This is a genomic window from Paenibacillus sp. FSL W7-1088 (genome assembly GCF_037969855.1).
Taxonomy (GTDB): Bacteria; Bacillota; Bacilli; order Paenibacillales; family Paenibacillaceae; genus Paenibacillus.
Genome location: NZ_CP150216.1, coordinates 3,149,118 through 3,163,369, shown reverse-complemented (window position 1 = coordinate 3,163,369; position 14,252 = coordinate 3,149,118). Strand labels below are relative to the sequence as shown.

The 14,252-nt window shown below is 45.2% G+C and carries 9 protein-coding genes and 1 pseudogene; 3 read left to right on the top strand and 7 right to left on the bottom strand.

Going from position 1 to position 14,252, the window contains the following annotated elements; translation table 11 throughout:
• Positions 1-190 precede the first annotated feature (190 nt).
• On the top strand, positions 191-1,120 hold the full coding sequence (locus tag MKY42_RS14475; protein WP_339851953.1) for an alpha/beta hydrolase: 930 nt from the start codon (positions 191-193) through the stop codon (positions 1,118-1,120).
• Between the two features lie 120 nt (positions 1,121-1,240).
• Here the strand turns inward: MKY42_RS14475 and MKY42_RS14470 are convergent, their stop codons facing one another.
• The 3 genes from MKY42_RS14470 to MKY42_RS14460 form a co-directional block, all read right to left on the bottom strand.
• Positions 1,241-1,894: a hypothetical protein gene (locus MKY42_RS14470; RefSeq protein WP_090897237.1), complete on the bottom strand. Its 654-nt coding sequence runs from the start codon at positions 1,892-1,894 to the stop codon at positions 1,241-1,243.
• A gap of 274 nt (positions 1,895-2,168) precedes the next feature.
• Positions 2,169-3,650: a DHA2 family efflux MFS transporter permease subunit gene (locus tag MKY42_RS14465; protein ID WP_090902243.1), complete on the bottom strand. Its 1,482-nt coding sequence runs from the start codon at positions 3,648-3,650 to the stop codon at positions 2,169-2,171.
• A 63-nt stretch (positions 3,651-3,713) separates the two neighbouring features.
• A complete protein-coding gene (locus MKY42_RS14460; protein ID WP_090897234.1) occupies positions 3,714-4,301 on the bottom strand; it encodes a TetR/AcrR family transcriptional regulator in 588 nt (195 codons plus the stop codon).
• Between the two features lie 630 nt (positions 4,302-4,931).
• Here MKY42_RS14460 and MKY42_RS14455 point away from each other — a divergent pair.
• Positions 4,932-6,389 (top strand): annotated as a pseudogene (locus MKY42_RS14455) (collagen-like triple helix repeat-containing protein); the annotation flags it as partial.
• Between the two features lie 361 nt (positions 6,390-6,750).
• Here the strand turns inward: MKY42_RS14455 and MKY42_RS14450 are convergent.
• Together MKY42_RS14450 and MKY42_RS14445 are read right to left on the bottom strand one after the other, a co-directional pair.
• Positions 6,751-7,968, bottom strand: a complete 1,218-nt coding sequence (locus MKY42_RS14450; RefSeq protein WP_179264989.1) for an MFS transporter — start codon at positions 7,966-7,968, stop codon at positions 6,751-6,753.
• A gap of 322 nt (positions 7,969-8,290) precedes the next feature.
• The gene (locus tag MKY42_RS14445; RefSeq protein ID WP_179264990.1) at positions 8,291-9,220 is read right to left on the bottom strand and encodes an NAD(P)/FAD-dependent oxidoreductase; all 930 of its coding nucleotides are present in this window, start codon (positions 9,218-9,220) and stop codon (positions 8,291-8,293) included.
• Between the two features lie 387 nt (positions 9,221-9,607).
• On the opposite strand from MKY42_RS14445, the gene cyoE reads away from it, so the two are divergent.
• Positions 9,608-10,540: a heme o synthase gene (gene cyoE / locus MKY42_RS14440; RefSeq protein ID WP_179264991.1), complete on the top strand. Its 933-nt coding sequence runs from the start codon at positions 9,608-9,610 to the stop codon at positions 10,538-10,540.
• A 101-nt stretch (positions 10,541-10,641) separates the two neighbouring features.
• Here the strand turns inward: cyoE and MKY42_RS14435 are convergent, their stop codons facing one another.
• A complete protein-coding gene (locus MKY42_RS14435) occupies positions 10,642-12,411 on the bottom strand; it encodes an ABC transporter ATP-binding protein (protein ID WP_179264992.1) in 1,770 nt (589 codons plus the stop codon).
• Complete coding sequence (locus MKY42_RS14430) at positions 12,408-14,153, bottom strand: ABC transporter ATP-binding protein (protein ID WP_179264993.1); 1,746 nt, start codon at positions 14,151-14,153, stop codon at positions 12,408-12,410. The genes MKY42_RS14435 and MKY42_RS14430 overlap by 4 nt, the downstream gene beginning before the upstream one ends.
• Between the last annotated feature and the right edge of the window lie 99 nt (positions 14,154-14,252).

Below are 14,252 nucleotides of genomic sequence, written 5' to 3'. Positions count from 1 at the left end.
CCACCGACGAGCATCTCCACAGGACTATATCACTAATAACTATTAAAAAAAATAATTAAGGTGGAATTAAGACTCTGTTTTCTCTCCAATAAGATTGGGCATATATGATAGAGAAAATACAACAGAGAGTATGTGAGAGAACATGAAAAAGTGGCGCAAGAGATTCGTTAAATTTTTGATATTTGACCTCGTGATCGTTCTATTGCTCCTGAGTACCGGTCTCATCTACCAACAAGTGGGTGCGAGAGAGGACGCAAAAATACTTGTCCCTCCTGGAAAGCTGTACAAGGTACATGGTGACAATATGCATTTATACACTGGTGGAGAAGGTGATGTAACTGTAGTACTTGCCTCCGGCTGGGGTACTGCTAATCCCTATGTGGATTATTATCCATTATATGAAAAGCTCGCTCCCAATACAAAATTCGCTGTATATGATCGCTTTGGATACGGTTATAGCGATAGGACCGACAAAAAACGTGATGTCGATACTGTGGCCGATGAATTGCACGAGTTATTAGAGGTATCTGGGCAAAAACCGCCATACGTTCTGGTGGGGCACTCCCTCGGCTCGTTGGAAACGCTCCGGTTTGCGCAAAAATATCCGGATGAAGTACAAGGTATTGTCATGATTGATGGTGGAAGTCCAGAACATTACGCCAATGACACTAGCGATACGGCAAGTGTGATTGGTGGCTTCATGAACCAATTCCGGATCAAAACCGGTTTGCTTCGTTTGAGTTTACAGTCTGACGCTGTTGTGGAAGCCTCCAATGCCAATCGTAATGAGCTGAAACTTGTGCCCGATAATCTGAAGAAATTGGATACCACTGCGCTGTTGCACAACTATGGGAATGCGAACACGGTGGATGAGTTACGTGAAATGTCTGCCAATGCCAAAGTTGTCGTTGATAACAAAAAGCCCTTCCCGTTTCCGCTTACCATACTGACCGCAGATTACTTCGGAGCAAGTGAACCAGAATGGGATAAAACGCAGGCTGAATTTACATCCTGGTCGGAACACTCCAAACATGTAACTGTTAAGGATACCGAGCATTATATTCATCAATATCACCCGGATCTTGTTGCCAATGAAATATTGGAACTGGTCAAGAAATAGACTCCCTGAACCAACATTGAATAAGCAGTACAAGGAAACGTTAAAAAAGCAATACCATTTTTTCAACATAAAACCCTAACGATTCGGGTAATCGTTAGGGTTTTTATTTCGTTAAAATCGTTATTGTGCTAAGGCCATTCTCGGTGTATGCGATCTGAAATGTGCTAAGGCCTCTTGGACCTCCGTGGTCGTAAGACCGTGTCGATCAAAATAATGCACGACCTCCTCCAGATCAGTTTCATCGCCGCTGTAAATCCGCTCAATTTTCCGAATGATATTATGTTGTAATCGCTCCCGCAACCGCATACAACTGACAGGTTCACATAGCCAAAAATCAGTTCGCTTGACCTCCCCTGTTGCAGTCCATAACAAATTTTCATATCGAATGACGTCCCAATCACGATAACCTGCCTGAATCTGTTGAAGTTCTGTTGAAAACAGATCATATATCAGATTGTGCGGTATGTGTCCGTACGTTGCACGATACTCGCTCAGATTGAATCCTTCAATCCATTCTGTAAGCACAAAATTCCCAGAAGCGTACGCATACAATTCAGGAACATGAGGGTTGTTTTGCAATGACAAGAGCGCCTCACACTCCAATTCTCCATCCACTTTTCCACGAGGTGTATACACCTTAAGGCAGTATTCTTGTAAACGATAGACTACCGACTGTTTTCCCATTAGCGAAGCTTGCATGGTCAGATGACCATTTTTCTCATAGCGATCTAGCAGATGTTCAATATTCGCAGGTACAGATTTAACAATTCTCATAAAGACGTCTCCTTGATTATAAAATATATTCTAAAACGTTTTCTTCTATCCGTTATTATTAATCTACTCTCTATATTATCTTTAAAATTTCATATGAACATATACTATTTCGCCAGAACATGAACTATTTGCTTTCATCATCAAGATTTTTTCTATCCACCTAGCAGGTTTATTTTCACTCTAATGGTTGGAACCCGTTTCATGTCAAGGTACAAAAAAACGATGCCCTCCTGTTGTAGAGAGAGCATCGTTTCATTTCATATATGGCTTTCAATTAATGCATAGGACCTTGTTGTCCCTGCTGAGCACCGACCTTCACTCGTTTCACAAAGATCGAAATGATCAGTCCAATGACAGCAAGAACCAGTGCGAAAACAAATGCATTTTGTACACCGGATGTGAAACCTGCCAACTGATTTTCTGGACTCTCAGGGTCTGTCACACCGCTCAAGAAGCGGGTCTGACCTGCGCTCAGTATACTTACCGCAACAGCTGTACCAATAGCTCCCGATACCTGCTGCAATGTATTCATGATCGCCGTTCCGTGAGGATAAAATGCAGGTGGCAATTGATTCAAGCCGTTGGTTTGTGCAGGCATCATGATCATTGAAATACCGATCATCATAAACACATGCAGCGTAATAATTTTGCTCAGAGTCGTAGTTGGAGTAATTCCTGTGTACATGAAGAGTACAACAGTTACGATCGCAAGACCGATAATCACAAGCCACTTCGGACCGAATTTGTCAAACAGGCGTCCCATAACCGGGGACAAGAATCCATTCAGCAAGCTGCCTGGCAGCAGTACCAGACCGGCAGTCAGTGCCGTAACCGCCATACCTTGTTGCAGGTACATCGGCAGGATCAGCATGGATGACAACATCATCATCATACAAAGGAAGATCAGAATCAAGCCGATTGTAAACATTGGATATTTGAACGCCCGCAGATCCATCATCGGCTGTTTCATTCGCAATTGACGGATGCTGAACAGCAGCAAAGATAATACTCCGATAACCAATGTGGCTACAACGATAGGACTGGTCCAGCCACCGCCACTATCCCCATGTCCTCCTGCACTACTGAATCCGTACACGATGCCACCAAAACCAAGTGTGGAAAGTACAATGGAAAGAACATCAATTTTGGGCTTGGTCAAATTCGAAATATTCGGTAAGAACAGCAAGCCGCATACCAATGAAATAATGAAGAACGGCAAGGAGATCCAGAAAATCCAGTGCCAGCTCAGATTGGCCAGAATCAGACCCGAAATACTCGGACCACTTGCTGGTGCAAACATAATAACCAAACCGATCAATCCCATGGCAGCGCCACGTTTTTCAATCGGGAAGATAACCAATATGGTGTTGAACATTAGTGGCAGTAACAGAGCCGTACCTACAGCCTGCAATACCCGCGCCACCAACAGAATTTCAAAGCTCGGTGCAATAGCAGCAACTAGCGTTCCTGCAATCGAAAAAATCAGAGAAGTTGTGAACAACTGTCTCGTTGAAAACCATTGTAACAGCATACCGGAAACCGGCACCAAAATACCCAAAACGAGCAAATAACCTGTTGTTAACCATTGAATGGTCGTTGGTCCCACTTCGAGCAAGCCCATAAGCGGTGTCAATGCCACATTTAGTGCTGTTTCACCGAACAGACCAATAAAACCGCTAAGTAGCATGGCGAATAAAATCGGAAATACTTTATATTGTTTTGTTTCTTGTTGATCCTGTACAGAACCAGCCTTCATGGAAGCCTCCACGATCCCATCCTCCTCAAACGATCTGACGATTTCTATTTCTCTTTACGAAGCTTATTGCTTCTCTTTTGCATTCTTCGCCACAACGGACAAATAATCAGCAGCCGTCAGCAAGGGCTGTTTGTCCTGGTTGGTCAAGCTGATAATCAACGCGCCCTCCATTAAGGAAATGACGAGTAGTCCCATCTCTTGTGCTTTCTTTTCACCTATGCCATCCAAAATCAGATGTTTCGTAATGATACGCTGCCATCCGGCAAATACGTCCTGACAGGCAATTCGCAATTGATGACTGATACATGAGGTTTCCACGGCTGCCCAGAAACTAAATGGAAGAAAACCTGTAAAACCTGCCGCTTCCGTTTCAATCGCCAAGTCATGAATAAATTGCTGAATCGCATCCCCCGTATTATCATGAGCAGCAAACACTTCTTCAAACTTCTGCAGAATGTTTTCATTGGCTTTTTGAATGCACTCGTGAGCGAGCTCTTCCTTGCCATGTGGGAAATAATGATATAACGAGCCTTTTGGCGTACTGCTCTCCTTAATAATCTGATTTAGACCGGTCGCATGATATCCTTGTGAAAAAAACAGTCTGGCTGCTGTGCTGACGATGAGTTCTCTAGCATTAGACTTTTCACTCAATAAAGCCACATCCTTAAATGAATTATAACAATCGGTCTATATAATTAAAACCGTTTCGAAAACTAGTGTCAACCCTATTATTTAGGCTGATTCGCATGAAAGCATTTTCATATTAGTTTCTATATGTATAACTATTTTTTTCTCATTATCGCTTTTTTTGCACTCAGATCTGTGAAAACAGTGAACTTTTCAACATATCCGAATAAACATACATCAGTGTGAATTACACTTAATTCCATTGTGAGAAAAGGAGTGAGAAAATTTGGCAGTCTTGCTTACTGGCCCTATTGATAATAGTCCTGTAAACGGGGTAAGGCCTACCCAGACCGTTTCAATTAAAATTGAAAATCAGAATACTGTGAATGCTGCAACGATACTCATCCAAGGATATTCATTAACTACCAGCAGGATTTTATATGTAAGTGAACAATTTACGATCTTACCCGGTGCAGTAGCTACTCGAGATTATTTTGCCAATATTAGCAGCTACGAGTACGTTGTTACTATTACGGGAGCATCCCCCCAGGACAATTTAGTTTCGATTTGGGGTAAAAACAGTATCGGTGCTTTGGTTGCTGCTCACCGACTCGTTTATTCCGAATTATTTGGCAGCGAGAATTCTATTGAGCTACTGGAGCGACAGGAACGACTGGCGCAACAGGACTTATGGGTGCGACAGGGGTCACAGGCTCTACGGGCTCTACAGGTGCGAAGGGCCTTACTGGAGATACAGGAACGACTGGAGCGACCGGCGGATCAGGTCCTACCGGGACTACAGGCATTTCCGGCTCGACAGGAGTTACGGGTGCAACAGGAATTACAGGCTCTACAGGAGTAACAGGTGCGACGGGTCTCACTGGAGATACCGGTACGACAGGTGCAACGGGGGCAATGGGCCTTACCGGAGCGACGGGTATTTCCGGCTCGACAGGAAACACAGGGGCAACGGGGGCATCAGGAAACACGGGGACAACAGGCGTTACTGGAGATACGGGGGCGACAGGGGCAACTGGCGCAACTGGTGCGACGGGCCCTACCGGAGCGACGGGTATTTCCGGCTCGACAGGAGCTACAGGAGCTACGGGGGCAACAGGAAACACAGGGACAACAGGCGTTACCGGAGATACGGGAGCGACAGGAGCAACTGGCCCAACTGGTGCGACGGGCCCTACCGGAGCGACGGGTATTTCCGGCTCGACAGGAGCTACGGGAGCTACGGGGGCAACAGGTCCCACAGGTGATACAGGTCCATCTGGCGGCCCAGAAGGCCCTACAGGTGCAACTGGTGCGACGGGTATTACAGGAGCCACAGGAGCCACTGGAGCTACTGGTACCGGAGCTACTGGAGCTACTGGCTCTACGGGAGCTACGGGTACAGTTCAACCCAATCCCTTTGATGTGTATGTTTTGCAAGGCGCGGTGGGTGGAGATGGAACGCAGGCCAGTCCTTTTGGAACGATTCAACAAGGTGTAACTGCGGTATCTCCAACGAGTACTGTTCATATTCTTGGTGGAACATACCCCATCACTACGAATATTACCATTAATAAAGCTGGAATAACGCTAAAAGGTTATCCAAGTACAGTCATCCTTTTGCAAGCTGCTGTCATCCCTTTCACCATCATTGGAAGCGGAGTAACTGTAGACGGATTAACGATCACGAGTGATAACCCTTATGCTGTTGAGTTTATTCAATTAGGCGGGACCAATCATACCGTAAAAAATAATACGATATTTGGCCCACCTCAAGCAGGCCCCTCCTCAGGTTGGGTCGTCAATCGGGGGCTCGTGACCCAGATCGGAAACATGACCGGATTGATTGTAAGAAATAATATTTTTTATTCTTTGCGTCAGCCAGCCTATTTTAACCCGAATACAACCGGAGAAATTATTAGCAATGTTGTTTATAACACCAGAGGATTTGTTAATGATCAGGCCATCATGGTCTTCTCTGGAAATTCATGGGGCAGCCCAGTAAATGCCGTGGATATCGCACTGCTTGTAGGCACAATAACAGGACCTCCTTTCGACCCACTTACTGATTTGAGCGCCAACAATAGCTCTGCAACAATTCAGGATTCACGGTAAGATTCTCTTTGGAATTGAGTAAACTTAAATTTCATTGGAGGGCGTATGCCCTCTATTTTCCATCTCTCATTTTCGAAAAAAGTTCTTTAAGACTTGCATCAAAAATCATTTTATCTTCTAAAATCAGCTCACACTTTCATAGAAGTTGCTCACGTACAGACCTTTAGCTGAATTTACGGCTCGTTTACCAGCCCATATATCCTGTACGTAACGCCCTTCCGATTGAAGCTGATTGATCCTATCTTATGCCAATGATTCTGTGATTCTGCACACAACAAAAAAAAGCGAGAGTAGTTCCTCGCTTTTTTTGTGTATCATTTTTTAAATGGGATGTTTAAGTCTTATTACACCCCTACTAGCTCTACCCATTTAGAATCCTCTTTTTCAAAATACGATTCACTTGCTCTGAGTTGGCTAGCATTAGGATAAGGAAAACAAGTACAACCAGCGGGAAAAAGCCGATATTGGTTTTCGCAGCAAGCACGCCAAAAAGCGGAGGAAGCAATGTAGTTCCTGTGTATGCCAGTGCCATCTGGTATCCCATTAATCGGGCAGAATTCGCTTTGCCGAATCGAGCTGGAGTTTCATGAAGAAGTCCGGGATAGATGGGTGCAAGCCCCAATCCAATCAGCATAAATCCAGCCAGCGCAAACGAAATCGATAATGGAAGCAATAAAATGACTCCACCCACAATGGCGGTCACTTGACCCGCCAGAATTAATACCCGATTTTTTATTTTTAATGTGATAAAGCCTGTAATCAACCTTCCTATCGTAATACCACCGTAGTATAAGGAGATCCATCCTGCAGCCGTTTCTGCCGAGATATTTCTTGCTCCTACCAGATAGCTGGCTCCCCATAAACCGACCGTCGTCTCGACGCCACAATAAAACAGAAATGCGATCAGGGAGTTTTTGACTCCCTTAATCTTCAATACATTCCGTTCGGGTCTATCCTCACGCTGTACTAACGTGTTGTCTGCTTGCACATGATCTGTTTCGTTGTTCAGACTCGCACTCTCCCGACTTGCAGCAACACGCTTCCACAACGGCAACGTGGCAAACAAAATCAGGACTAGACAGCACTGGACCACGGCTACAGCTGTATACCCGCTTCTCCAGGAATGATGTTCCGCAATGTAATACGACATAATAATCGGCCCTGTCGTCGCGCCAACACCCCAGAAACAGTGCAGCCAGTTCATATGGTGTGCTTTGTAATGCTCTGCGACATAATGATTCAGTGCGGCATCCACGGCACCGGCCCCTAGACCGAGCGGAATGGCAAGAATGACGAGCCATACCAATGAAGGTGCGAAGGAAAATCCAAGGAGTGCTCCGGCGGTCAAACAACAGCTAATTAACGTAACCTTGCCTGTTCCCCATTTTTGAATAACCGTGCCGCTAGCCAAGCTTGAGACGATAGTTCCCCCTGCAACGACCATCGACAGAATTCCTGCTGACCCAAACGAAGCGCCAAGTTCAGACCACATGACGGGCCATGCCGAACCAAGCAAGGAGTCCGGAATCCCCAAACTGATAAACGCAAGGTAGATAATGATAAGAAACCAAGTTGCCATAATTAGATCCCTTCCCTGCATATAAATTAAAAGTAAATGAACACAATAATGCTAGTGAACTACTTTATTTATATACTTTATAAAGTTATTTTATTATATTGCGTCAAAAATTTTTCTTTGTCAATAGATCGTATCTGCCAAATTAACACAGCCGCCGATCTAGTTGAGAACTCCAGATCAGCGGCTGTTTTTCGACATAAGAAAAAGGCGGCTATTGCCGCCTCCTTTTTAACGTGTCTTCGAATACTGGGCCTGCCTTCTTCATAAATCATGCCCTTCAGGCAGCAGTATATCTTGAAAGATGAAATTGTACATCGTTATTCTATGGGTTTAGATGTTTACCGCGCTCATCCCAGGCTTCCATATTTAGCTCACTGTTGATCGTTACAGCGGTTAATGCACCAAGGGACGCCGCAGTAATGGCCTGGTACAACTCCGATGCTGCATCTCCAGCGCTGAACAGACCCGGTACGGTTGTTTTGCCGAAATCATCTACAACGACTGTACCCGCATCCGTAACCTCACAGCCTATCGTCTGCGGCAGTTCTGATCCAGCCGTTAGTTTCGGTCCAAAGAAAATCCCCGTGCACGAGATTTCGGTACCATCGTCTAACACCACTTGCTGCACCATACCATCGCTTGATTCAATAGATTGAATTGGAGAGTCCCATACCGGGACACCATGCTGCTTCAATTCCTCCCGCTGCTCATCCGTCAATTCATCAGGTCCATTCGTGCAAATGGTAAACTGGCTTGTCCAGCCCGAGATCGTCTTGGCCATATGAAATGCCTTGGCTCCATTCACAATGATGACAAGCCGTTGATCTCTTAATTCCCATCCATCGCAATAAGGGCAGACAAAAGCACTCTTGCCATATACCTCTTTCAACCCGTTAATATCCAGCGGCAGGTCTTTTTTCCCTACTGCAAACAAAATTTTCTTCGTGTGATAGACGACTCCTTGGGCCGTTGTAACTTGAAAATCACCATCTGTTCCTGTCACTGAAGTCGCTGTGTCCCCTACAAAATGAACGGACGGGTAAGCGCTAATCTGTTCTTTCGCAACCTTCCGAAATTCACGTGGACTTGCACCATCTCTTGTCAGAAAACCGTGTGTTTCACGCGTAACCCAATTACGGGGACGTTCATCATCTATGACCACAACATGTTTGCGAGCTCGTCCTAGTACAAGTGCAGCATTAAGACCCGCTGGTCCTCCGCCTATAATTAATACATCCATCTTTTGATCCATATTTAACACCCTTTCCAGATATTCAATGTCCTTTATTGTTACAAAAAAAACCTATACTGATTACATCCTGCCTCCTGCAGCTGTTCTTTAATAGAAACAATGCAAGACGAGATCACTTAATACCATTAAGGATCTCTTATATCTACAATAAACAAATAAAGCTCAACATGCAAGAAAAATATGCTTCTCTTGTTATCCCTGCTATTCGGTTTCAATGACCTGTATCACAGAAAATCATTTTTAACAATTAAAAAAAACCTTGTTTTTAAATTGTTCACAATCAAATGACATTATTTTAAATACTAAATCGTTAATTAATTCACATACTGTATTGAGTGCTATAATAAAACCACGAGATATATAAGTATAGATATAGGAAGTGAGTTCTTGAAAACATTGAATAAAGGGGCACGGTCCGAAATCAGCCTGGAGTACACTAGCTCGATTCCGAAAGTATTTTTTGATACGATCAAGATCGGAATCATCAAATCCAATCTGATCGCCATGTTTGCCGGTTTAAGTTTGGCTTTGTATGTATTTGATGCATCTATTTTAGCAAATATTGTACCCATTATCCTATCTGTTATCGGGTCTTCCCTGATTATTGGAGCGGCCGGGGTGTTTAACAATTTGTATGATCGGGATATCGATGCGATCATGGAACGCACCAAAACACGTCCAACGGTAACTGGTCGTGTAGATACCAAAACAGGTTTGATCCTCGGTATTGCCATTACGATTATCGGGGGCATCATGTTGTATATCGCTTCCCCTTCGGCTGCCGTATTCGGCATATTGGGACTGCTGTTGTACGTGTTCCCTTATACGATGTGGACCAAGCGGACAACGGTATACAATACGGAAGTTGGAAGTCTTTCAGGCGCTGTTCCTCCACTCATTGGTTGGGCAGCCATTTCACCTGAGCTGGGTCACTATGAAATTTGGGCTTTGGTCGTTACCATGCTGTTGTGGCAGATGCCTCACTTCTATGGCATTGCCATTCGGAGATTCGATGAATACAAAGCGGCTGGTGTTCCCATGCTTCCTGTTGTAAAAGGAATCAGACGGACATACATCCAGACGAATGTTTATCTGGTATTGTTGCTATTCTCCAGCTTCTTGTTCTGGCCGATGAGTCCGTTTATTGCCATTGTTGCGTTTTTGGTAAGCCTGGCCTGGCTTATTCTTAGTGTGGCAACCTTCGATAAGAAAGAAACCAAGAAATGGTCACATAAAATGTTTATTTTCTCCATTAACCACATTACGATCATCTTCCTGGTCATCATTGCGTATTCATTGATTGCACAGCTGATCAAATAAAGGTGGACCCAATGAGCAATAATAAAAGCCGTACAGATCTTAACTCTTTCGAAAAGAGTTGTCTGTACGGCTTTTTTCATTTTTTTATCGTATATCTTATCCTAACCCACTTTAACCGGTGTTTGTTCACCTTGCCAAAGCAGCTGCATCTCTTCATTAGTGGCAAGCAAATCTGATAAGCTGCCCTCGGCTTCAATTCGTCCATCCTTCATGACGATGATATGATCTGCCTTCGCAAGTGCTGCTCTGCGGTGAGACACCGCAATACAGGTGACATCTGGCTCCTGGAACAAACCTTCCCAGACCTGCTGCTCGGTTTCCACATCCAGCGCACTGGACAGATCATCGAAGATGAACAGGTCTGCTTCCGTCATCAGCATGCGTCCGGTAGCCGCGCGTTGAATCTGACCACCCGACAGCATGACACCTCTTGGACCTACGGACGTTTCGAGTCCTTGATCCAGGTTTTGAATATCTTTATCCATAACAGCCAAACGAATGGCTTTTGCAAGTGCGATTTCCGTACGGCCCTGTTTGCCCTGAACAATATTCTCTTTCAGCGTATCACTGAACAGTCGGGGTACTTGCGGCGTATATGCTGCTCTAGGCGGCATCAGGAAGGTAGCGGGATCTACATCTGTACCATTCCATCGAATTGAACCCTCCTGTTTGGGCAGCAGTCCCAGAAGTGTGCGGACCAGAGTCGATTTGCCAGAACCGATCCGTCCAGTGATGACCAGAAATTGTCCCCGCTTCACACGGAAGCTGATATCCTGTATTCCATTTGCGGAATGAGGATATTGGTACGCCAGATTGCTGATCTCCAGCTCTCTTAGCTTCTCTTTGGGATCTCTCTGTTCATCAGGAAGCTCAGGCGGATCTTCATTCAGATACGTCTCTCTGAAATCCATGATCCGGTCTTCCTCACCAGGACGAAACAAGGTTCGCATGCGGTCAAAAGATACTTTGAGCCGTTTATGCTGGAATACCATATAGCCAAACAATGAAATACTAAAGCCAATATTGGCAAGATAACTGGTGAACAAAGCAAAGTTACCTACGGTGAAATTGCCGGATTTCATCTCGGCCGCACACATCAGGAGAATGAGACCTGTACATATACTGAGCACATGCTGATTAAGTGATCTCATCCACTGTTTGAACAGATTATCCCGGAGTGCGGCTTGACGACGTTCTTCATTCAGTTTGTTAAAACGAGTAGAGACATGCTCTTCTGCCTGCCCAAGTTTCAGTGCCTGCACAGCCCCAAAGGTTTCGGCAATGAAACTGGTGATACGTCCTGTCGACTCACGATTGACCTGAGCATATCGACGAGCCCGATTACCAGACAAGTTATTCAGCAACGTTACGACTACCAGTGGCAAAACAGCTACCAAAGTGATTTTCCAGTTAATGTTCGCCATAATGATGATGGATACGATGGCGAACACAAGCCTTCCCCAGAAATCCACCCAGGATTCTACGTACTCAACCACTTCATCCACATCATCCCGAAAGCGACTCATCGCTTCTCCCGGTGAAGCTGGCAGATTACGTCCTGGCCAGCGCATAATACCAGCGAGCATATTGGTACGCAGAATGGCCTGAATATGGTAAATGTACGTAATCCATGCATAGAATGCAGCAAAAAACGTACCTACTCTTACTGCCCTGATCAAAGCAATGAAGATCAGGGGAGCTGCCAGCCACATATAATCACTGGAACCCGTCGTTGCCCGGTCAAAGAACCACTGCATCCCGATCCCTATTGCCAGCGGCAAAGAATGAAATATACACCATAATAATCCGTTGATCAAAAATAGAAAAGGCCTGAATCGAAATAAACGGCCTATAAATCCTGTTACATTCACGCCAATTCCTCCTCTCGCCCCGTAATCAGCAATCTGGCATAATGTGACGACGGATCGCTGGCGAGTGCTTCTCTGGCTCCGAATTCCAGTACCTTGCCATCACCCAGTACCATAATCTGATCGACCTTTTCCAAAGTAGCCAAGCGATGTGCAATGATAATTCCCGTACATTGCTTCATCAACTGATCAATGGCAGACTGAAGCATGCTCTCTGTAGCGGCATCCAGCCGTGAGGAAGGCTCATCGAGAATAACCAGGCTTGGTTCAGTCAGAAATACTCGCGTCAAGGCAAACAATTGAGCTTCCCCTGCGGATAATGAAGAACCGCCTGCCTTCAGATGGGTGTCCAACCCTGCGGGCTGTGATTCAATCCAGTGACTTAATCCAAGTCGATTCGTTGTCTCCTTAATAATCTGATCCGAGACGTCCTGGTTGAACAGCGTTAAATTGTCTCGCAACGTACCGTCGAACAGCTGTACATCCTGCGTAACCATACCAACCCTGTGGTAGAGTGCAGGCAAGGTAAGCTCTGAAATGTCTTTGCCCCCAACTCGAATCGTTCCGCTATCCAGATTATACAGGCGCAGAAGCACCCGACTGAGACTTGACTTGCCGCTACCTGTACGACCGATGATGCCAAGCCGTTCGCCAGGTTTAATGGCAAAGTTAATATTTTGTAACACAGGTTTATCCTCGTTATAACTGAAGTTCACCTGCTTGAATTCCAGACCAAGCGGCCCTTCTGGCAGCTGATCCTCTTTTCCGTTTTCGATCTCACTGCGCAAAGATAACAGCTCTCTTGACCGAAGCATGCCGGATTTGGCCTTCTGAAACTCTTGAACCTGATCGCCCAACATCTCAATCGGATCATTAAGCATCTGGGTGTATTGATATATCAGAAACAGGGTACCGATGCTAATGATGCCTTGCATGTAGTAATGAACACCAAGCAGAAGTACTGCCGTGACTGCGAGTGCGAACAGAATGACCGTTGTATTCCATGGAATCACCCGAAGCAGCCAGGCTTTCCTTCCTTTTTGAAATACAACACGCATCGTACGATAAAAGCGATTCATCACATACGGGACATGCCCGTTCGCTTGAACATCTTCAATTCCCGCAATACGCTCTTCAATTAATCCAAACAAGGATGCACTCGCTTCCCGCTCATTTTTGGAAGAGTTTACTCCCAGATTCCGAATGAACACCATAAACAGAATCGATAACAATGTAAACACCGTCATGACGATCGCAATCGGGATGTTTACGGTGAACATAAATCCGAGAATTCCGGCAAGCAAGACAAAGCTTCCCACCACCTGCACAATAAACATCGCGAAGAAGTTGGAGATACTCGTCACATCACCATCCACCCGTTCAATCATTTCTCCCGGCGTCTTCACATTATGAAACCGCATATCCAGACGCAGACAATGCTTCAGGAGATCTCCCCGTAACCGGTTCGTTGCTCGCCAGGCCACATCATTCCCCAGATAACTTACGGCTACTGTAATCAATTGATTTACGACGGCAACAATTAGAAACAATCCGGCAAGCTGGATCAGGTTAGAAAGGATTCCCCCACTTGCCGCTGTATCAATGAATCGTTTGATAATCTGTGGATTCAGGAGCTGCAGCCCTGTTGACGTTAGCAACATCACCATAAGTATGGCCAATCGGCCTTTGACTGGTTTTAGATATTGCAGCAGCCAGGACATGGAGCGTTTCTCTGTTTTGGGCATAGCCCCTCACCCCTTCGTATAACATTTCTTTTCATTTTGGTGATTCAAAGCATTTTGCTCCCTCACTAAGATGAATCATACATAACAACAATAAATGCA